The organism is Coprococcus sp. ART55/1 (assembly GCF_000210595.1).
In the GTDB taxonomy this organism is placed as follows: Bacteria; Bacillota; Clostridia; order Lachnospirales; family Lachnospiraceae; genus Coprococcus; species Coprococcus aceti.
In genome coordinates, this window is sequence record NC_021018.1 from 944917 (window position 1) to 964225 (window position 19309).

Annotated in this window: 19 protein-coding genes and 1 tRNA gene; 14 read left to right on the forward strand and 6 right to left on the reverse strand. The window is 44.1% G+C overall.

The features are described from left to right. The coding region (gene hcp / locus CCU_RS04440) for a hydroxylamine reductase (RefSeq protein ID WP_243440856.1) at positions 1 to 1307 on the reverse strand (1307 nt) is incomplete at its 3' end. Positions 1308 to 1467: 160 nt separating this feature from the next. Continuing rightward, positions 1468 to 1541 (reverse strand) — tRNA-Pro (locus CCU_RS04445). Between the two features lie 496 nt (positions 1542 to 2037). Between CCU_RS04445 and CCU_RS04450 the strand changes: the two genes are divergently transcribed. The 6 genes from CCU_RS04450 to CCU_RS04475 all read left to right on the forward strand — a co-directional run bounded on the left by CCU_RS04450 (position 2038) and on the right by CCU_RS04475 (position 5468). Beyond that, the gene (locus tag CCU_RS04450) at positions 2038 to 2394 is read left to right on the forward strand and encodes a GntR family transcriptional regulator (RefSeq protein ID WP_015533725.1); all 357 of its coding nucleotides are present in this window, start codon (positions 2038 to 2040) and stop codon (positions 2392 to 2394) included. A 30-nt stretch (positions 2395 to 2424) separates the two neighbouring features. Next, on the forward strand, positions 2425 to 3111 hold the full coding sequence (locus tag CCU_RS04455; protein WP_004849959.1) for an ABC transporter ATP-binding protein: 687 nt from the start codon (positions 2425 to 2427) through the stop codon (positions 3109 to 3111). 24 nt (positions 3112 to 3135) lie between these two features. Then, entirely contained in the window at positions 3136 to 3906 is a 771-nt protein-coding gene (locus tag CCU_RS04460; RefSeq protein WP_015533726.1) for a hypothetical protein, read from the forward strand. A gap of 23 nt (positions 3907 to 3929) precedes the next feature. Beyond that, complete coding sequence (locus CCU_RS04465; protein WP_015533727.1) at positions 3930 to 4130, forward strand: hypothetical protein; 201 nt, start codon at positions 3930 to 3932, stop codon at positions 4128 to 4130. A gap of 142 nt (positions 4131 to 4272) precedes the next feature. After that, the gene (locus CCU_RS04470) at positions 4273 to 4947 is read left to right on the forward strand and encodes a DUF3793 family protein (protein WP_015533728.1); all 675 of its coding nucleotides are present in this window, start codon (positions 4273 to 4275) and stop codon (positions 4945 to 4947) included. A gap of 89 nt (positions 4948 to 5036) precedes the next feature. Next, positions 5037 to 5468 carry a flavodoxin gene (locus CCU_RS04475; RefSeq protein ID WP_015533729.1) on the forward strand — a complete coding sequence of 144 codons (432 nt, stop codon included), beginning with the start codon at positions 5037 to 5039 and terminating at the stop codon, positions 5466 to 5468. 288 nt (positions 5469 to 5756) lie between these two features. Here CCU_RS04475 and CCU_RS04480 read toward each other — a convergent pair whose 3' ends face one another. Then, positions 5757 to 6470, reverse strand: coding sequence for a DUF6198 family protein (locus CCU_RS04480; protein ID WP_015533730.1), 714 nt, complete (start codon positions 6468 to 6470; stop codon positions 5757 to 5759). Between the two features lie 253 nt (positions 6471 to 6723). Here CCU_RS04480 and CCU_RS04485 point away from each other — a divergent pair, with 253 nt between their 5' ends. From CCU_RS04485 to CCU_RS04495, 3 genes are all read left to right on the forward strand, one after another. After that, on the forward strand, positions 6724 to 7599 hold the full coding sequence (locus CCU_RS04485) for a LysR family transcriptional regulator (protein ID WP_208895989.1): 876 nt from the start codon (positions 6724 to 6726) through the stop codon (positions 7597 to 7599). A 125-nt stretch (positions 7600 to 7724) separates the two neighbouring features. Then, on the forward strand, positions 7725 to 9389 hold the full coding sequence (locus CCU_RS04490; RefSeq protein ID WP_208895990.1) for a GGDEF domain-containing protein: 1665 nt from the start codon (positions 7725 to 7727) through the stop codon (positions 9387 to 9389). Positions 9390 to 9517: 128 nt separating this feature from the next. Next, complete coding sequence (locus CCU_RS04495; RefSeq protein ID WP_015533731.1) at positions 9518 to 10867, forward strand: MATE family efflux transporter; 1350 nt, start codon at positions 9518 to 9520, stop codon at positions 10865 to 10867. 84 nt (positions 10868 to 10951) lie between these two features. Here CCU_RS04495 and CCU_RS04500 read toward each other — a convergent pair whose 3' ends face one another. Beyond that, complete coding sequence (locus tag CCU_RS04500; RefSeq protein ID WP_015533732.1) at positions 10952 to 11500, reverse strand: type III toxin-antitoxin system ToxN/AbiQ family toxin; 549 nt, start codon at positions 11498 to 11500, stop codon at positions 10952 to 10954. 423 nt (positions 11501 to 11923) lie between these two features. Here CCU_RS04500 and CCU_RS04505 point away from each other — a divergent pair, with 423 nt between their 5' ends. The 5 genes from CCU_RS04505 to trpS all read left to right on the forward strand — a co-directional run bounded on the left by CCU_RS04505 (position 11924) and on the right by trpS (position 16242). Then, a complete protein-coding gene (locus CCU_RS04505; RefSeq protein ID WP_243440857.1) occupies positions 11924 to 12595 on the forward strand; it encodes an AzlC family ABC transporter permease in 672 nt (223 codons plus the stop codon). A gap of 59 nt (positions 12596 to 12654) precedes the next feature. Next, positions 12655 to 12978 carry a branched-chain amino acid transporter permease gene (locus CCU_RS04510; protein ID WP_015533734.1) on the forward strand — a complete coding sequence of 108 codons (324 nt, stop codon included), beginning with the start codon at positions 12655 to 12657 and terminating at the stop codon, positions 12976 to 12978. A gap of 221 nt (positions 12979 to 13199) precedes the next feature. After that, a complete protein-coding gene (locus CCU_RS04515; protein ID WP_004849988.1) occupies positions 13200 to 14099 on the forward strand; it encodes a serine O-acetyltransferase in 900 nt (299 codons plus the stop codon). Between the two features lie 11 nt (positions 14100 to 14110). Beyond that, on the forward strand, positions 14111 to 15085 hold the full coding sequence (locus CCU_RS04520) for an ATP-dependent 6-phosphofructokinase (protein ID WP_015533735.1): 975 nt from the start codon (positions 14111 to 14113) through the stop codon (positions 15083 to 15085). Positions 15086 to 15180: 95 nt separating this feature from the next. Beyond that, positions 15181 to 16242: a tryptophan--tRNA ligase gene (gene trpS, locus CCU_RS04525; protein ID WP_015533736.1), complete on the forward strand. Its 1062-nt coding sequence runs from the start codon at positions 15181 to 15183 to the stop codon at positions 16240 to 16242. A 346-nt stretch (positions 16243 to 16588) separates the two neighbouring features. Here the strand turns inward: trpS and CCU_RS04530 are convergent, their stop codons facing one another. Both CCU_RS04530 and CCU_RS04535 read right to left on the reverse strand, forming a co-directional pair. After that, a complete protein-coding gene (locus tag CCU_RS04530) occupies positions 16589 to 18706 on the reverse strand; it encodes a YhgE/Pip domain-containing protein (protein ID WP_015533737.1) in 2118 nt (705 codons plus the stop codon). After that, the gene (locus tag CCU_RS04535; RefSeq protein ID WP_015533738.1) at positions 18703 to 19299 is read right to left on the reverse strand and encodes a hypothetical protein; all 597 of its coding nucleotides are present in this window, start codon (positions 19297 to 19299) and stop codon (positions 18703 to 18705) included. Before CCU_RS04535 ends, CCU_RS04530 begins: the two co-directional genes overlap by 4 nt. Positions 19300 to 19309: the final 10 nt, after the last annotated feature.

Genomic DNA, 19309 nt, shown 5'->3' on the forward strand with positions numbered 1-19309 from the left:
GAGTCATTGCACTGTCCCATGTCGAGTATTCTAGGAATCCCGTCAATTTCGCCGAGGTCGAGATCGTTGAAACGGTATTTGCCGCAGGCGAGGGTGAGGACAAGGGTGTCCATCGGAGTCTGCTTTACGAATTCGGTGTAATAGTTGCGTCCCGGATGTGCGCCGTCGCAGCCGCCAACGAGGAAAATGTGTTTGATATGACCAGCCTTGATTGCATCTATGATCTTGCCAGCCTGTGACAGAACTGCGCTGTGGCCAAATCCGGTCGTCAGCATATGGCCGCCGTTTATGCCGCTCATGCTCCTGTCGTGTTCATAGCCGCCAAGCTTCTGTGCGTGCTTGATCAGAGGGGTAAAATCTTTCTTCCCTGCTCTTGTACCTGAGATGTGAACCATGCCGTCATAACCCACGACTGATGTGGTGTAGATCCTGTCCTTGTAGCTCGGCCTTGGCGGCATGAGACAGTTGGTGGTAAAGAGCACCGGCGCGGGTATATTTTCGAATTCTGTCTGCTGGCTCTGCCATGCGGTTCCGAAATTGCCCGCCAGATTATGGTATTTGTTAAGCTCCGGATAGCCGTGCGCAGGCAGCATCTCGCAGTGGGTATATACATTTACTCCTGTCTTTTCAGTCTGCTCAAGGAGCTGTGACAGGTCGTTCAGGTCGTGACCGGAGACCACGATAAATGGCCCTTTTTTGATGTCAACATTTACTCTCGTAGGCACAGGATTGCCAAATGATTCAGTGTTGGCTTTGTCCAGCAGCTCCATGCATTTGAAATTGACCTGGCCAAATTCCATGATGAGTTCTATCCATTCGGTGACGCTGTGCTCCCTGTTAACCTCGCACAGTCCCTTGTAGAACCACTTCAGAACCTCATTATCTGTGTAGCCGAGATTCATGGCGTGATGGGCGTATGCCGCCATACCCTTGAGTCCAAACAGCAGGGTGGAACGCAAGGACACTATATCCGTGTCACCATCCCATAGGTCGATTACCTGTATCTTTTCAGCCTCAGATCTGCTGATCTTGTTCTGCTCGTTTTTAACCCTTCCCATAAATTCTTTTATTGCATTGTCGTCAAAGTTTACATTTGTCAGGGTTGTGAAAAGACCGTCTATGATAAGTCTGTCGGCGACCGCGCTGTGTTTATTCTCATTTTTTGAGAGTTCTGCAAGTTTTATAAGCTCACACACAAGCTCGTCCTGTAGATTAGATGTGGATGGCTGCTTGCCGCACACTCCGGTATTGATACATGCGGATCCCCCCGCTGTCTGCTGACACTGAAAACAAAACATATTTGACATGTACTGTATACCTCCTGAAATTATGAATCTATCTGAAAAAACTGGTGACTGCCTGGCAGTCTATGGATTTTCTTCTAAATAGAGTATGGACAGTGAACAGGAGTTTTATACGCAAATTTGCTAAAGTATATCTGTGAAATATAAAAAAGAATACAAAAAATCGGTGCGACGGGATTCGAACCCACGACCTCTTCGTCCCGAACGAAGCGCTCTACCAAGCTGAGCCACGCACCGATAGTGTTTATCAACACTGCCATAATAGTATAAGAAGATTCAGGAAAAAATGCAAGGAGTTTTCTAAATAATTTGGCATTAAATTCACCAAGAGATTTTCCTGGCAATTTATCTTCAGGGTATCCGAAAAGTTCTTTTATGGAACAGAAAATCTATCAATGGCAGAGTAATAACCAGAAAGTAGTTGATATGAGGATAAAGCGCAGGCGGTGATGTACAGAATGAACGCCGCCTGAAATAGAAGGAGACGATAGCTCATGAAGATACTTATTACTACGGACTGGTATGAACCTGTTATAAATGGTGTTGTGACATCAGTTGTCAATCTGTCAAATGAACTCAAGAAAAGAGGGCATGAGTTACTATCTAGATGACAAAAAACTAAAAAAATATGCTTTATTTAAAAATACAGTTGACAATGCTATGATACTAGTGTACTATTCAACTAGTACAGCGATACAGAAGAGCTAGACAACATACAAGGAGGAGGTGTGTGATGGAATTTAAGACGAATATCCCCATATATCTTCAGGTCATAGAGGATATAAAGCAGAAGATCATAGCGGGCACACTGCCTTTGGGATCTAAGCTTCCGTCATCAAGAGAACTTGCCATAGAATACCAGATAAATCCGAATACTGCAGCGAGGATTTACAGCGAGATGGAGTCTATGGGGTTGTCCTATACCAGACGTGGAATAGGAACATTTGTGACGGAGGATGACAGGGTCATAGACGACCTGAAAAAGGAAAGAATAGAGGAAATCATACAGAGCTTTGATGAACAGCTCACCGGTATGGGATTTTCACACGATGAGATCCTTGAACTGCTAAAAGAACACTTCGGGAAGTAAAAAGGAATAAAAAAGAAGGGAAATGATACAATGTTAAAATGCGAACATCTTGTTAAGAAGTATATCACCACCACAGCGATATCTGACCTGTCACTGGAGATTGAGCCGGGACACATATATGCGCTGCTCGGTCCGAATGGAAGTGGAAAGTCAACACTTATGAAGATCATAGCCGGTCTGGTCAAGCCGGATTCAGGAACTATCACAATAGATGGAGTGCCTATGACATACAGGTCAAAGAAAGACATAGCGTATATGCCGACGGAGGCTTTCTTCTTCGGATATATGAACTGTAAAGACATAGGAAAGTATTACAAAGATTTCTTTGATGACTTTGACTATGACAAATACATGGGATTGCTTGCTGAGATGGAGCTGAATCCAGATCAGAAGGCGAAGAGCATGTCTTCAGGAATGCTGGCAAAGCTCAAGATAGCGGTTACTCTGTCCAGAGACAGCAGGATAGTTATGCTTGATGAACCACTGAACGGAATAGACATCATAGCGAGGGAGAAGATCATCAGCACGATTGTCCGGAATATATCGGATGACACAGCCGTGCTCATGTCCAGCCACCTTGTGGATGAGCTTGAGAGGATCGTGGATCACGCATTCTTTATCAAGAATGGCACCTGTGTGCTTCAGGGAGATGCAGAGGAACTGCGAGTGAGCAGGGGCAAGTCGATAGTTGATATGTATAAGGAAATATATGCATAGTTAGATGAAGGAGAGATAGATATTATGTTAAAGATGATGAAATATGAATACAGACGTGGAATATTTCCACTCCTGGTGGTTATAACGGCTCTTGCGGCAGCAGAATTGCTGTTCCTGATTGGAATATTTGCAGAAAAAGATCTGCTAACTGGACTTGGTATCACCTTCCTTGTGCTGGGAGGCTGGGCTTCGTTTATGTTCGTCTTGATATATGGTGTGATAATATACAGTCAGGATCTGAAGAACAAGACTGGGTATATGGTGTTTATGACGCCAATTTCAAATTACAAGATTATCGGGGCAAAGCTGCTTTCAATCCTGCTCACCGGTGCGACACTCGTGGCCTTTCTTGGACTGCTTATAGTTGTTGATTATAACCTGCTTAAGTCACATAACGGCGGTGTAGCTGGTGCTGAGATTGTGCTGGATGAAATTCTGGGGACAAGAGGATTATCAATAGGAAGTGTCATTGCAAATGTTGCAGGGCTTATAGCAATAGCACTTATTCAATTCTATACAATGATCACTATAGCGTACCTTGCAGTGTCACTGTCTTCAACAGTACTTCAGAACAAGAAGATAAAGGGTGTTGTCAGCTTTATACTTTTTGTGGCTCTTTATGTGCTGGTGAGCTACATAGCATACAAGCTTCCGCACCTTGGGAAGAACGTGCAGGTGGAGACTATGCTTGACGCGATGTATAAGAACATACCGCAGCTTATTCTCTATGTTGTATGCATGATCGGCAGTTATATAGGAAGTGCGACACTGCTTACTAAGAAGATCAGCTTATAATGTAATGAGAGGAATGCATTAAGATGGCAGTAGATATGAGGAATGGTGATGTGATGAAATGGTTTAGATACCTGGTTACAGGAGTCTGCACAGGAGTCATAGTAGTGCTCCTTGTACCTGTGGCTGTGTGTGGGATCTGTGCATATGGTGTGTGGCGGCTGCTCAATATGGTAACAGGCGGAAATAAAGAGCCACGCAGGACGATGATAAAGCAGAATTTATAAATGTATATTTTTAATCAACAAGATAACCCGGAGTGAGAAAATGTCTCACTCCGGGTTATTGACGTTCGGGGAGGAATCATGTAGTATTTTCACTAGAGTTAGGCAAGGCTAACCAAACCTATTTGCCACAAGGAGGTTTTGTATGAGTGAAAATACATGGGAGATCATGAAGGGCATGGAGCTCGGTGACGTGGAACTTCAGATGGCACTTCAATGTGCACCGGTGATAACGGGTGTCAAGGTGTCAAATCTGCTGAACATAGAACTAAGCGGATATCGTCAGATGGTGGAGATACTGAAGGACAGTGATATATGTATGTACACACTGGGAGCAACCTGTGGCAGGGTAAATGTATTTATCTACAATGCGGCAAAGCTCAGGGCATTTGTTCAGAGGGATGATGTGCAAAGACTTATGTCTGAGCTGGGATATGCGGACATGGAGCTTTCTGAGATACTTGCGGTGTTTCGTGAAAAATATCAGCAGTACTTAAAGAGCAGAGGAAGATTTACCTCAAAACAACCGGCACATGAAGATCAGGCTTGTGGCGATGGATCTCTTGGCAAGGAGTGGTTCCCACACGAGATGGGCTTGTTGCTGGGATACCCGCCAGAGGATGTGGAGGGATTTATTCTGCAGAACGGAAGAAATGCACTTTGCTCCGGTTATTGGAAGGTATATGAGGATGCTGAATCAAAGCGGAGAACATTTCATATATTTGAATGTGCGGAAGAGAGACTTATTCAATTTCTTTCAAATGGACTGCATATGAGGGATATCATGGGGATGTACACGGTGAGCAGAAACGCGGCGTAGAAGTATATGGAAAGATGCAGATAAACACAGTTTACAAGGATGTATAGGGAAAGCCCCCTTTTACATATAATTTCATAAGGAGGATTATTATGAGCAAAATTAATATCGTATTCTGGACACAGGGCGGAAATACACAGATGATGGCGGAGGCTATCGCGGATGGCGTGAGAGATGCCGGAAAGGAAGCGGAGGTAGTATTTGTAAGCAGCATCACACCGGATGCACTCAAGGATGAACCAGTATTTGCACTTGGATGCCCGGCTATGGGAGCTGAGGTGCTTGAGGAGGCTGAGATGGAGCCATTTGTTGCTGAGGTTGAGGGATCTGCTTCAGGCAAGAAGATCGCACTCTTCGGTTCATACGGCTGGGGAGATGGCGAGTGGATGCGCGACTGGGAGGCGAGAATGCAGTCAGCAGGCGCAGAACTCGTAGGCGGAGCCGGACTTATGTGTCATGAGACACCTGACGCAGAAGGCCTTGAGGAGTGTAGGGAGCTTGGACGCCAGCTGGCAAATGCGTAGGCGACGGACGGCACTCAGATAAAATAACCATATATATGCAGTCACGTTCGGCAACTGTCGCTTTAACTTGCTTCTATCTGCACGCATCTCCGACCGCGATAAGGACGTTGCGGATCTCCGATGCGGCAAGAAGCGTTGAAGCTCGGTTGCCGTCACTACCGACTGGCATATATATGGTTATTTTTTATCTACGTGCCTGGTCGTGGGGATATAAAAAGAGCCGCTTGAGAAAATCTGTAATTTGAATGTGATTCTCTCAGGCGGTTCTTTTTTGTGTTGAAATTGTTCTTAGTGTCCTGCATACTGGGCGTTATGGCTGCCGTGGCGCCTGATGTGATTGGTTATGTATGGTGCGATGGCGATGTGCTTGTCCATGACATTTCCAACTATGGCGATTCCCTTGCCCATGGTGAATGCAGCAAGAACTGTTCCGATTCCCAGACCGTAGATATGACCGAGGATAAAACCTGTCATGGCAGCTGTCGTTGCAAGGCAGATTACATCAAACGAAATCTTAACCTTGGAATATTTTGCCGATATAATCTCAGACAGCTCTCTTGGGAAAAGGTCTGTCGGGATGATCGGAAGTCCACATCTGTTGGACAGTGCGATTCCGATACATATCAAAATGTAACTTATCACAAAGTAAAGGATTCTCCATGGGAGGGCAGTTGGCAAAGCCCCGATCCACATCTCATGGATATCCAGCATCTTGCCAAATACGAAACCAACTATGAAACTGCACAGATATTGGGGAACGAATTTCTTTCTCATGATCATGAGGGTGAGAATAAGTACGCCCTGAAATATGTATGTCCAGGTTCCGAGAGTCAGTCTTGGAAGAACCAGCGAGAATGCGTATGGCACGCTGGATATTGCCGATATTCCTGCTGCAGAATAGAGCATGAGAACCACTCCGAAACTGTTGATGGTGACTGCTGTTATCAGGGCGATCTCGCCCCACATGTTATGCAGATGTGCATTTCCTGATTGAGTATTCATTTTCTGCTTTTCCTCATTTCTTTCATTAATGTGTTTTATAACATAGCCTTTGATTTCCCCGGCATCAGGGGAGCTTTAATTGTCTAAGACTTCATATATGTATATCCCTGCGGTTTTTGATTGTAGCACCGACAATACCACATAACAAATAAATAGTTTTTATGATTCGATAGATTTTATCTATAAAAAATATTCGGATTGTATTAAAATATGAATAGGATCATGTATAAATAATGAAAAGGGGGAGTTATAAGTGAACCTGTCATATATTAGATATTTTGTTGAACTGGCCCATGTTCAGCATTATACAAATGCGGCCAGAAATCTGAATATAACGCAGCCAAGCCTCAGTCACGCAATATCCCAGCTTGAGGAAGAACTTGGGGTAATGCTTTTTGAAAAGAATGGGCGCAATACGGAGCTCACTGCATTTGGCAGAGAATTCCTTGCATGTGCAGAGCGTTCGCTTGGCACTCTTGATGCGGGGGTAGAGTCCATACAAAAGGAGGCTGCCGGGGATGGCGTGATACGGCTTGGTCTCATAAGACCTCTTGGAATGGAATTTGTACCGCGTCTGGCAGCGGAGTATTTGAAGAAAGCTGAAAACAGAAATGTGTCGTTTACATTTCATACAGGGACCACAGGGCAATTGCTTGATGATCTTGCGGCCAGAAAATATGACATGGTTTTCTGTTCAAGACCGCCTGAGACGATGGGATTTTCCGCCGTTCCTGTCGGCAGACAGGATCTTGTTGTCATAGCACCGTCAGGACATCCTTTGGCAGATAGGGATTCGGTGACACTTGAGGATACACTTGGATATAAACACGTATATTTTTCGAAGGGATCTGGAATGAGAAGCCTGGTGGATGAGATGTTTGAAGGACTTGGCAAAGCTCCTGAGATAGCATGCGAAACGGAGGAGGATGAGGTCATAGCCGGACTTGTGGCAGCAGGGTTTGGAATAGCGGTAGTCCCTTACATGGATATACTCAAAAGGCTTGATGTGAAGGTTCTTAGCATAAAACATCAGCTGGTTGACAGGCTTTATTATGTTGTTCATGACAGCCGGACATATATGTCCCCTGTGGCGACAAAATTCCATAAATATGTGTTATCTAGTAATTGACAAATTAAGGTATGATATATAGAATGGTTCTCATATGAACTTATAAAATTGAGAAAATGTTGCACAAATCAAATTGTACAATTACTACAATAAATCGCCAGGAAGTTTAAGGGGGCGCATAGTTAGTGGATAGGACTGCTGTATTTAATATAGCATTTGAAATGTGGGGAATATTAATCTGTCTGTTTGCATTTGTGGTTATATTCCTTCAGAAGAATAATAATAGAGATAAAAAGAATGTGAGTCTATGTATGGAGGCTGCATGTATCATCCTGCTGGCTGCAGATATGTTGTCATGGTATTATCAGGGAAAAACAGGACAGACAGCCTATTACATGCTGAAGATAAGCAATTTTGCCGTGTTCTTTATCAACTATTTATATATGACTCTGTTTACGTTTTATCTTCTTGTCATTCTCAACAGAGGAGAGACGAAGATGCCAGCGAAAGCAAGGGGCGTGGTAGTTCTGAGTGCTGCTGGGATAGTCCTGCTCATTATATCCCAGTTCAGTGACAAGCTGTTCTATTATATAGATGATAACAACTTCTATAACAGGAGCAGCGGTTATCTGTTGTCGCAGCTTATTGCAGCAGCAGGACTTGTTCTAAGTTTTTCGATACTTTTGCAGTATAAAAAAAGACTGGAAAAAAGAGTTTTCTGGTCAAGTGTTTTGTATTTTATCCTGCCATGTATATCCACGGTTGTTGTCATATTCTATTATGGGATTTCATTCCAGACGATATCTGTGGTGGCTTCTACACAGATCATGTTTGCAGTTGATATGGTCGAGATGGACAGATCACTTGCGAGATCCAGACAGGAGGTTGAGCGTACAAAGTACGAGGCTGAGCATGATCTTCTGACCGGCATGTACAACAAGACAGCCGGAATGCAGAGGATAAGAGAGTATATAGATAACATGACTGACGAAGATAGTGCTTCTCTTGTATTTGTGGATATAGATGATTTCAAGAGTGTAAATGATACATATGGTCACGCAGTTGGTGATTACTGGATTGAGAAGGTGGCAAAGTTTCTCCGGAGTGACTGCTATGAAGAGGACGTTGCCTGCAGGTATGGTGGAGACGAGTATGTTGTGCTTCACAAGGGCTTATCGGATATATCTGTTCTGGAGTCAAAGGTGATAAGATTTGCCAGAAAACTTCAGCGCAAGACAATGGAGAGAGGGCAGAATGTCCATTGCAGTGCTGGTATATGTCAGATCAATGGTTCAGGATTCAGCACAGAAGAGTGTATGAATGTCGCGGACACTGCGCTGTATGAAGCAAAAAAGAAGGGCAAGAATGTCAGCGTGATCCACAGCATCAACAGGGATGGTACGGACAGAGTGACCGTACTTGACAAGATAGAGTCTGATATAAAAAAGGCTCAATCCAGGGTAGAGGCAAGGATCGCATATATGTATATTGATATTATATATGTTAATTATGAGAACGATAAATACCGTGTTATAAAAGGCGATTCTGAGCTGAACAATGCTGTATCTTGTGCGAATAACTACGATGAAGTAATTGGATTGATAAGTAACCGGTTTGACTCGGATCGGTCAAGAAAAATAGTCAGAGATTTTCTCAGCCGCGAGCGCATGGAGAGTTACACAGGCGGCAATACGGAATATCAGACAGAAAATTTCCTCAGAGGGGTTTTGTCAGTCAGTTGTGCAAACAACCATGGGGGTGCAAGCCTTATACATGCTATCCCAGTGGAAGAGGATGGTGACAGAGGCTACTTTGTGGTCGTACAGGATCTTGACATATATGCTGGTTGAAGTATAAAATCATACATAATAATTAAAACGAAAACAAGTTGGTGGATTTTTCCGGATCAGGTCATCTTTTCGCCCCACAACCGTAAGGTTGTGGGGCTTTATTTATGCCATCCGGGGACGGAGGTTTTATGAACGAGAATTTTATGAAAGAAAAGCCGGTGTTCCCACTTTTGATGTCCATGGCACTGCCTATGGTTATATCGATGATGGTGAATGCTTTGTACAATATAGTTGACAGTTTCTTTGTGGCGAAGATAAGTGAGGATGCGATGACAGCACTTTCGTATGTATTTCCACTGCAGAATTTTGTAAATGCTGTGGCGATCGGATTTGGTGTTGGAATAAACGCGGTGATAGCCATATATCTTGGAGCCAAGGACAATGAGCGGGCAGATCGTGCAGCTAGTTGGGGGATGTTTCTTGCTGTTATACAGGGAATAGTGATGACAGTCGTGTGTATTGCCATCATTCCATCGTTTCTCAGAGCCTTCAAGGCAAGTGGAGACGTCCTTGACCTTGGCTGTCGTTATGCAGACATAGTATTTGGATTTTCTATAATTATTTCGGTTGATCTTGCATTTGAGAAGGTGTTCCAGTCGGTTGGACGCATGATAGTTACAATGGTTGGACTGATGGGCGGCTGCATTGTGAATATAGTGCTTGATCCGTTGCTGATATTTGGTGCGGGACCATTTCCTGAAATGGGTATAGAAGGCGCTGCACTGGCAACTGGCCTGGGACAGGTGTTTACACTGATCATTTATTTTATTGTGTACTTTGGAAGACCGATAAATGTGAAGTTCGGCATAAGGCATTTGCATGAGGGCGGTCTGATGGTGAAGAAGCTTTATGCCATAGGTATACCTGCCATACTCAATATGGCACTGCCGTCTCTGCTCACAAGCGCACTCAACGCCATACTCAGCATGTATTCGGCAACTTATGTCATGATCCTGGGCGTGTACTACAAACTTCAGACATTCCTGTATATGCCGGCAAATGGAATCATTCAGGGAATGCGTCCTATCATAGGATATAACTATGGTGCCGGAGAGCATGCCAGGGTGAAGAAGATATTCACCATAACGCTTGCATTAAATGTTGGAATCATGTTGGCTGGAACAGTTGTGTGCCTGCTCATCCCGGAAAGGCTTATAGGTATGTTCACAGAGAATGTGTCTACAATAAATGCAGGTGGAACAGCACTGCGCATCATATGCGCCGGATTTGTAGTGTCGGCTGTGTCAGTAACTGCATCGGGGGCACTTGAGGGATTGGGAAAGGGAACTCCATCCCTGCTCATATCCCTGCTCAGATATGTGGTTGTCATAATCCCGGCTGCATGGATACTTTCAAGGCTTTGTGGTTTCGGACCTGCTGGTGTGTGGAATGCGTTCTGGGTAGCAGAGCTTATAACGGCGGTGTGTGCGGCGTTTATATATAGAGGGGCTATGAAGGGACAGCGTGAAGGGGCTTAGATAAATTGAAGATGTAATACAAATAAAGTCACGACGTTGATGCTGAGTGGTATCTGTCCGGGAATCCGGGGATATCAGTGCAGATTAGGTCGTGACTTTGTTGTATTTATCACACACTATTTCTAATTCGTTAAAAGGTAAACAATACTTTCTTATTTTGAAAGGTTCATTGCTAATATACTGGTTATATAATGTTATTGCTTTATTCGCTATTTCTCTAGAGTGATCCTCTTCGTTTACATAATCAGATATAAATTTTAAGTCTCGTTTTCTATTTTTCTCCAAACGAGAGTCATTTTTTCTTATAGAATAATCATCCATTGGTAAAAGTTGTTTTTCTGTAACAGGAATCATATCAATAAAATTTATTCCGCTTACAAAACGTCCGGTTTCGGTAATGACTTTTGTATAACCAGCGTTGTTATGTAGTGTTTTCCTTTTCTGAGGCTTGCCGTCATGTCTTGTTATCGGAATGGCATACATTCTACTATTAACCATAACAATGATGCCAATAAAGTGCCTGTTATCTTTGCCTAATTGAGGGCTTACAGATGGTACATGATCACAAACTTTATGTAGTTCTCGTATGTATTTCATATCTATTCGATATAGATGTAAACGATTTTTTGTCATATATTCCTCTTTAAATGAAAAATTTGGATGTAGGGGCTTACTAATAAATAAAAAAGGCTATGCGCATAATGCACATAGCCAAAAATTGTAGTTCCACCTCGGTAGAACTAACGCTTTTCGTATTCCACTTAACGGCAGGAGCCTCCGATTGACTATGATTATAACATATACAAAAGAAATGTCAATTTCCCTATTAGGATTACAGTTTTATAAAAGATGTATGTCACTGAGAATACATGAGAGCGGCTTGGAATTCAAGGGACTTGAAAGAGAGTTAATGAAAGCTTTAGAAAAGTATACAAAACGGAGAATTTGAGCTACAAATTGAGCTATTGCCCATCAAACATTTAGTATGTTAGAATAGTTGTGGTTATCCTATAAAAACACTAGGATAACCACGATTGTTTTGTTGGAGGAAAAATCGTGGGAAATATATTCAGAAAGGCATTCATCAAATCAATCCCAATCATGTGCAGTTATTTGTTCGTCAGCATGGCATACGGAATTATGATGGAGAATGCCGGATTCAAATGGTATTATTCACTGCTGGTCAGCCTGACGGTGTACACGGGGGCGTACCAGTTTGTGCTTGTGACGCTGCTTTCAAGCGGAGCATCCATACTCACCATGGCACTCACTGCATTTCTGATGAACAGCAGGCAGAGTTTCTATGCACTGACATTTGTGGATGAATTCAACCGCATGGGAAAGCGGAAATTATATATGATACATACAATGACGGATGAGACTTATGCCGTGAACTGCACCCTGCCGGACACCGGTAAGGAGGAACAGAGCATCATGTTCTGGGTGGCTTTTTTGTCGAGGTGTTACTGGATGATCGGTGCGGTTGCCGGGGGAATCCTGGGGCAGATCATTCCATTTGATATGACGGGGATTGATTTCTGTATGACGGCGCTGTTTGTCATCATATTTATCGATCAGTGGGAGAAGGCGGAAAGCCATATCCCGGCGATTGCGGGAATTGTGATAGCGGTTGTATGTCTGCTAGTTGTTGGACCGCAGTATTTCCTTCTGCCGTCACTCATCATAGCGTCAGCGGTGCTTGTGGTGTGGAATACAAGGCGCAAATAAGTCGCAGATAAAATTGAAACAGTACGATTTAAGAAGTGTAGGAAGAACAGGGAAAAAACATGAATACAAAATATATATTGATAGGAATTGCAGTGTCAGCGGTAGTAACATTTGCACTGAGGGCACTTCCATTTGTCATATTTAATGGAAAAAGACAGATGCCGGAGATGCTGGTGAAACTTGGAAGGGTGCTTCCGGCGACCATCATGGCGGTGCTCATAGTGTACTGCCTGAAGGGGGCTGTGTCGGCTCCAGTGGCAACTGGAATACCGAGTCTTGTCGGCGTGCTGGTGACAGGCGGAACGTACAAATGGAAGCACAATACGCTGTTAAGTATTCTGCTGGGGACTGCGAGTTATATGATTATGCTGCGCATAATGTAGATAATCATTTTTGGTTGATTGTTTTTAGCAGTAATCTCTGCAATCGGATTGCGGATAATTTGTACGCAGAATCCCACTATTGAATGAACGTGCATAATTTGTTAGAATAGCTGTGTGTTTATCGACTTAAGCACATATTATAATATGAAGATATCATCGCGGCAGATTTTGTCTGGGCAGGTGATATTGGGAGATATTATTAGAAAGGATCTGAATAAGTAATGGATAGATCAGATAAACAGAGAATTGAGGGAATCGTGCAGAGGATATTGGATGATTTCGGCGATGACAGAGCCATCAACAAGACGGATCTGTGCAACGAGCCGGATAAGACAGCCATTATCGATGTGATCGACAAACTCATGAAGATTCTGTATCCGGGTTATTACAGCGACAAGCTGTATAAGATATACAGCCTGAAGAATAACATGTCTGTTATCATAGAGGATGTAATATTCCATCTGAAGAAACAGATCATGATAGTTCTCAGGTATTGCAAAAAGTTTCCTGAGCTCACAGATGCTGAGCTTGAGGATAAGGCGATGGATATAACATATGAATTCATGGATAAGATACCTCAGATAAGAGACTATCTTGAGACTGATATCCAGGCGGCATTTGACGGAGATCCTGCTGCGGGCAGCAAGGATGAGGTCATACTTTCATACCCTGGACTGTATGCCATATCTGTATACCGTATGGCACATGAGCTTTGTCTGCTGGATGTGCCGATGATACCAAGGATCATGACTGAGCACGCCCACAGCGTGACCGGAATAGATATTCATCCGGGCGCCACCATAGGAAAGTATTTCTTTATTGACCATGGTACGGGAATCGTTATCGGCGAGACGACTATTATCGGCGAGCATGTGAAGATATATCAGGGTGTGACACTTGGAGGACTCTCTACACAGGGAGGTCAGAAACTCAAGGGAGCCAAGAGGCATCCAACCATCGGTGACAATGTAACCATCTATTCAGGCGCGTCCATCCTTGGAGGAGAGACTATCATCGAGGATAATGTTGTTGTGGGTGGTAATACATTTATCACCAACTCAGTTGAGAAGGATACAAGGGTTACTGCCAAGAAGCAGGAGCTTCAGTATAAAAATAATTAGAGGACATACAAATGAGTGACATACGAAAGATAGCGGTTCTGACCAGCGGAGGAGATGCTCCGGGCATGAATTCAGCTGTGAGGGCTGTGGTTGTATCAGCCATCAACAGTGGAATAGAGATAGTCGGTGTGATGCGTGGTTACGAGGGACTTATCGACTGGGAGACACAGCCGCTTGGCCTGGCGGACGTCAGGAACATAAACAATCAGGGTGGAACGATACTTTTCACCAGCAGAAGCGAGAGATTCCTTCAGAAAGAATACCGCGAGCAGGCGGCAAAGAATCTGAGAGATCACGATATAGATGCGCTTGTTGCCATCGGCGGGGATGGAACACTTCGCGGAGCCATAGCATTTCAGAATGAGGGTATCAATACCATCTGCATCCCTGGAACAATAGACAGAGATGTTGCATGTTCTGAGTATACGCTGGGATTTGACACAGCGGCGAATACAGCCATGGAGGCCATTGACAGGATAAGAGATTCATCGGTTTCCCACGGACGATGCAGCGTCGTGGAGGTCATGGGACGAAAGAGAGGCTATATAGCGCTCTGGGCAGGCATGGCGACATCAGCTGATGCCATCATAATTCCTGAAAAATGGGATGGCGACTATGACAGTATCATAGACACGATAAAGGCAAAGCATGCTGACGGAAGAAACAGCTATCTGGTGGTTGTGGCCGAGGGTGTTACAGATGCTCCAGAGCTTGCACAGATGATTCTTGATAAGACTGGTATAGAGTCGAGGGTATCGGTGCTTGGCTATATACAGAGAGGCGGACAGCCAACGGCAAAGGACAGGATGTATGGCTCACTCATGGGTGCGTATGCCGTTGATGTACTCAAGAAGAACAAGGCAAATCGTATGATAGCTATCAAGAACGATATACTTATAGACTATGATATAAAAGAGGCAATTGATATACAGAACAATCAGATCGATTCCTTCCAGTATGAGCTGAGTAAGCTGCTGGCCGAGTAATCGGTGAGGCTGGCAGTGGGTAAAAAATAAGCTGACTGATTATAAAAAGATATATAAATGACAGGTATAAAAGATACAATATAAAGGAGAAGGTTATGAAACAGGTAATATTAACAGGCGACCGTCCTACGGGCCGTCTTCATGTGGGACATTATGTAGGATCACTTAAGAGAAGAGTCGATCTTCAGAATTCAGGAAAGTATGATGAGATTTACATCATGGTGGCTGATGCGCAGGCGCTTACAGACAACGCAGAGCATCCTGAGAAGGTCAGACAGAATATTATGCAGGTTGCTTTGGATTATCTTGCCTGTGGCATAGATCCTGAGAAGTCTACTATATTCATCCAGTCAATGGTACCAGAGCTCACAGAGCTCACATTCTACTATATGAACCTTGTAACAGTGGCAAGAGTCCAGAGAAATCCTACCGTTAAGGCAGAGATCAAGATGAGAAACTTCGAGGCAAGTATCCCTGTTGGATTCTTCTGTTATCCTATCAGCCAGGCTGCAGATATCACAGCATTCAAGGCTACAGAGGTTCCCGTTGGAGAGGATCAGATGCCTATGATCGAGCAGTGTAAGGAGATCGTTCACAAGTTCAATTCGGTATACGGTGAGACACTTGTTGATCCAAAGATCGTTCTTCCTGACAATGAGGCATGTCTCAGACTTCCAGGTACAGATGGTAAGGCCAAGATGAGTAAGTCACTTGGAAACTGTATCTACCTGTCAGAGGATCCTGCAGATATCAAGAAGAAGGTTATGTCCATGTACACAGATCCAAACCACATCCGTGTAGAGGATCCTGGTCAGATCGAGGGCAATTCAGTATTTACATATCTTGATGCATTCAGCAAGCCAGAGTACTTTGAGGAGTTCCTTCCAGACTATAGTGGTATGGATGAGCTCAAGGAGCACTACACCAGAGGTGGCCTCGGTGATGTAAAGGTCAAGAAGTTCCTGAACAATGTTCTTCAGGCTGAGCTTGCGCCTATCAGAGAGCGCCGTCAGATGTGGGAGAAGAGACCACAGGATGTATACGACATCTTAAAGAGTGGCAGTGAGGTTGCCAGAGCAAAGGCAGCAGAGACGCTTGCAGATGTGCGCCGTGCTATGAAGATTGACTATTTTGAGAACGACAATCTTTTCAAGTAAGAAATATTATAACTTTTAGCATGATTACATGTGTAAAAAGGATAAAATTCTCACTGAATGTCCTGAAAAGTGATATTTGGGACAGATCAAGGGAATTTTATCCTTTTTTCATGCAAATAATCATTTTAGAGATATTTTTGTACTAATGACGAGCAAATAATCTCAAAATGAGAAAATCCTAGGGAGATGACATATCACCCGAATGTGGAGTTAAATAACGCTGTCAATCACATATTATATCCTCACAACTACAGCTTCATACGGATACAGTCCTGTCAGTGAAATTACACAGTGCAGATGGGCGTAAATTGCAACAGTCAAAAACAGTAATTACCTGAGGCGTTAATTATATAAACAATCCGGATTTCTCCTTGCTGTGCTCCAGCTTGTCAAGAAGCTTTGCGCAAGGCTTGGCGAGCAGCAGTCCGATGACCGCTGAGATCGCAACATATATCAGCAGGGTGGCAAGACATTTGCCGTAGGTGTGCTGATACATTCCGGCGACACATTCCCTGAGGGCGTTCATGCAGTATGAGAACGGCATGAATTTGTACAGGTACTGGTACACTGATGGGAGCACTTCCACAGGGAAGGTTCCACCTGCTCCCGCAACCTGAATGACCATGATGATCACGGCGATGGCCTCACCGATATTGCCAAATGCCACGGTGAGAGAGTAGATCAGGAATGTAAATACAAAGCTCGTCATTATGGCGGCCAGTGCAAATGCTATCGGATGCTTGCACTGTATTCCCACGTAGAACAGATCGCCCATAACGGTTATGATTGTCTGGACCTGTCCGATGACGAAGAAGTTAAGATATCTTCCGAAGAACTTCTGGTAAGGCTTCACGCCCTCAAGCTCTTCATTGTCCTTGACCTTAACGTGTATGAGTGCCACAAGTATGAGAGCACCGACCCACAGTGCCAGGACCGTGTAGAATGGTGCCATGGCTGATCCGTAGTTGGATATCTCGTATACAGCAACTGTGTTCATCTGTACCGGTGATGAGATGAAATTCACTATCACCTGTGGATTGTCCTTGATGGCATTTATGAAATCCTGGTAGCTGCTGTTAGACGTGATCGTCTGTATGTCGGCCTTGATCTTGTCTATGCTTTCTTTGAGATCCTTCAGACATTTGATCGTTCCCGCGATGTCTGAGGTTCCGTCCTTCAGAATGTCCTGATACTCGGTCAGGGACTTGCTGATATCGTTGAAGTTTCCCGGAACATTTGCCAGCACGGTCTGTGCCTGCGCCAGAGATGACTGGATATTCTCTAACGAAGATTTCAGTTCAGGCGAAAGTTCGTTATTTATGAGATCCTTCACTGAAGCAATGTCATTTGTACACTTCTTTATGTCGGACGATACCGCTTTTTTCAGTGATGCAAATTCTTCGTCCGACAGGCTTGTGTCGGATACAAGCTTTGCTAAGTCTTCGTTCAGATTTTCAAACTGAAGTTTGGCATCCGATACTATAGGTGACTGGGCTTCGATCAATCGGTTTATGGTGTCCAGAACATTGGTGCCAAGGGAACCATTGAGGTCAGTTTCGATTGACACTGATCCGATATCGTGGGTTCTTGAGAGGCTGTCCACGGTTTTACCAAGCTCTGTAAGTCTGTCAGAGATCATGTCGAGACCTGTGTTCAGCAGTGATATCGAGGTGTCTGCAACGTCGCTGCTTATGCCTGCGCTGTCACTCAGATTTCCAAGACTGCTTGAGCCGCTCTGTGCCATGCTGTCTATGTTTGGAAACAGAAGCTGAGTGGTATCGATGGCATCTGATGCAGACTCTGTGAGCAGTGAAAATGTATTCAGCATATAGACGTAATTGTCCAGCGTGGATGAGATCTGTTCCAGTTTGCTCTCAAGACCGGCAACGAGGTCTGAACCGTCTATGTTATTTCCAGAAATGAAATCTCCGGCATTTGCAAATACCTCGGTCAGCGTGCTTATGATCTTTGTGTTTATCTCGTTTTGGACGGTCGTCTTGACCTTGCCGGTTATCTTGGTGGCAATGGCGTTCTTCTTGCTGTTCTCGTAGTATTCGATATTTGGATTGACGATGTTGCCATTTAGTATGCTGAGCATGTTCGCCGTGAAGTCCTTTGGTATGATTATTCCGGCATAACATTCCCCGCTGGCGATGAGTTCAAGTGCCTCATCTTTATTATCGGCAAATGTCCAGTCGATAGTGTTGTTGTTTTCAAGACTTTCGATCACCATGTCTCCGATGGTCAGATTTATTCCGCTCATCTCGATTCCCTCATCCTCAGAGTAGACGGAGATCTTCATGAGTGAGGTGGCGGACTCTCCATACGGATCCCAGTTTGACAGGATGTTGAACCACGCATACAGGGAAGGGATTATGCACAGACCCATGACTATGGACAGTGCGACAACATTTGTGGTGATCCTGCGCAGATCAGATATGTATACACGCCAAATGTTTTTCATGATAATTCCTCCTTGTCAGCTTCTGTGTTTTTTGTGGCTTCATCCTGTGCATCCGTCTGAACCGAGTCGCCATGTTCATCCGTCTGAACTGTCTCGTTTTGCTCATCAGACTGCACAGACACACTCTGATCATTCTGCACAGCCTCAGCCATCTCAGCCACCTTGTCCTGCACGGCGGTGATCTGTGTCTGAATGTCTGTTTTTACATTTGTTATTATGTCGTCCAGCTTCTTCTTCGGTGCAGCGACTCTTGTATATATGCTGTTGATGTCGATGAGACCGTCAATATTATCTTCCGTATCCTGAAGCGAGTTAACCATCTCCTGTACCTTGTAATCCGAGTATTCCACATGTATCAGATATGCCGCGATTATGAACAGGCTGGCGATCCACAGAACAAGAAATATGATCTTGGAGCTGCCGGTCAGAAAGAGCAGGATAAGGAAGCATGCGGGAACAGTGAATATACACTTAATACCCGCCTTCAGCTTTTTTACATTTGCTGCATGGGCATTGTCTCTGAATGCAAGCACCTGGGACTTTATGTCAGATGGCTCGGTGCTGGTTGTATTTGAATTTGTATCTTCGTTCATGGGTGTTCCT

Excerpts from the sequence above, each read along its gene's own strand:
- CCU_RS04450 (WP_015533725.1), top strand. The coding sequence starts at position 2,038 with ATGGAATTTAAGACGAATATCCCCATATATCTTCAGGTCATAGAGGAT.
- CCU_RS04455 (WP_004849959.1), top strand. The coding sequence starts at position 2,425 with ATGTTAAAATGCGAACATCTTGTTAAGAAGTATATCACCACCACAGCG.
- CCU_RS04460 (WP_015533726.1), top strand. The coding sequence starts at position 3,136 with ATGTTAAAGATGATGAAATATGAATACAGACGTGGAATATTTCCACTC.
- CCU_RS04465 (WP_015533727.1), top strand. The coding sequence starts at position 3,930 with ATGGCAGTAGATATGAGGAATGGTGATGTGATGAAATGGTTTAGATAC.
- CCU_RS04470 (WP_015533728.1), top strand. The coding sequence starts at position 4,273 with ATGAGTGAAAATACATGGGAGATCATGAAGGGCATGGAGCTCGGTGAC.
- CCU_RS04475 (WP_015533729.1), top strand. The coding sequence starts at position 5,037 with ATGAGCAAAATTAATATCGTATTCTGGACACAGGGCGGAAATACACAG.
- CCU_RS04480 (WP_015533730.1), bottom strand. The coding sequence starts at position 6,470 with ATGAATACTCAATCAGGAAATGCACATCTGCATAACATGTGGGGCGAG.
- CCU_RS04495 (WP_015533731.1), top strand. The coding sequence starts at position 9,518 with ATGAACGAGAATTTTATGAAAGAAAAGCCGGTGTTCCCACTTTTGATG.
- CCU_RS04500 (WP_015533732.1), bottom strand. The coding sequence starts at position 11,500 with ATGACAAAAAATCGTTTACATCTATATCGAATAGATATGAAATACATA.
- CCU_RS04510 (WP_015533734.1), top strand. The coding sequence starts at position 12,655 with ATGAATACAAAATATATATTGATAGGAATTGCAGTGTCAGCGGTAGTA.
- CCU_RS04515 (WP_004849988.1), top strand. The coding sequence starts at position 13,200 with ATGGATAGATCAGATAAACAGAGAATTGAGGGAATCGTGCAGAGGATA.
- CCU_RS04520 (WP_015533735.1), top strand. The coding sequence starts at position 14,111 with ATGAGTGACATACGAAAGATAGCGGTTCTGACCAGCGGAGGAGATGCT.
- trpS (WP_015533736.1), top strand. The coding sequence starts at position 15,181 with ATGAAACAGGTAATATTAACAGGCGACCGTCCTACGGGCCGTCTTCAT.
- CCU_RS04530 (WP_015533737.1), bottom strand. The coding sequence starts at position 18,706 with ATGAAAAACATTTGGCGTGTATACATATCTGATCTGCGCAGGATCACC.
- CCU_RS04535 (WP_015533738.1), bottom strand. The coding sequence starts at position 19,299 with ATGAACGAAGATACAAATTCAAATACAACCAGCACCGAGCCATCTGAC.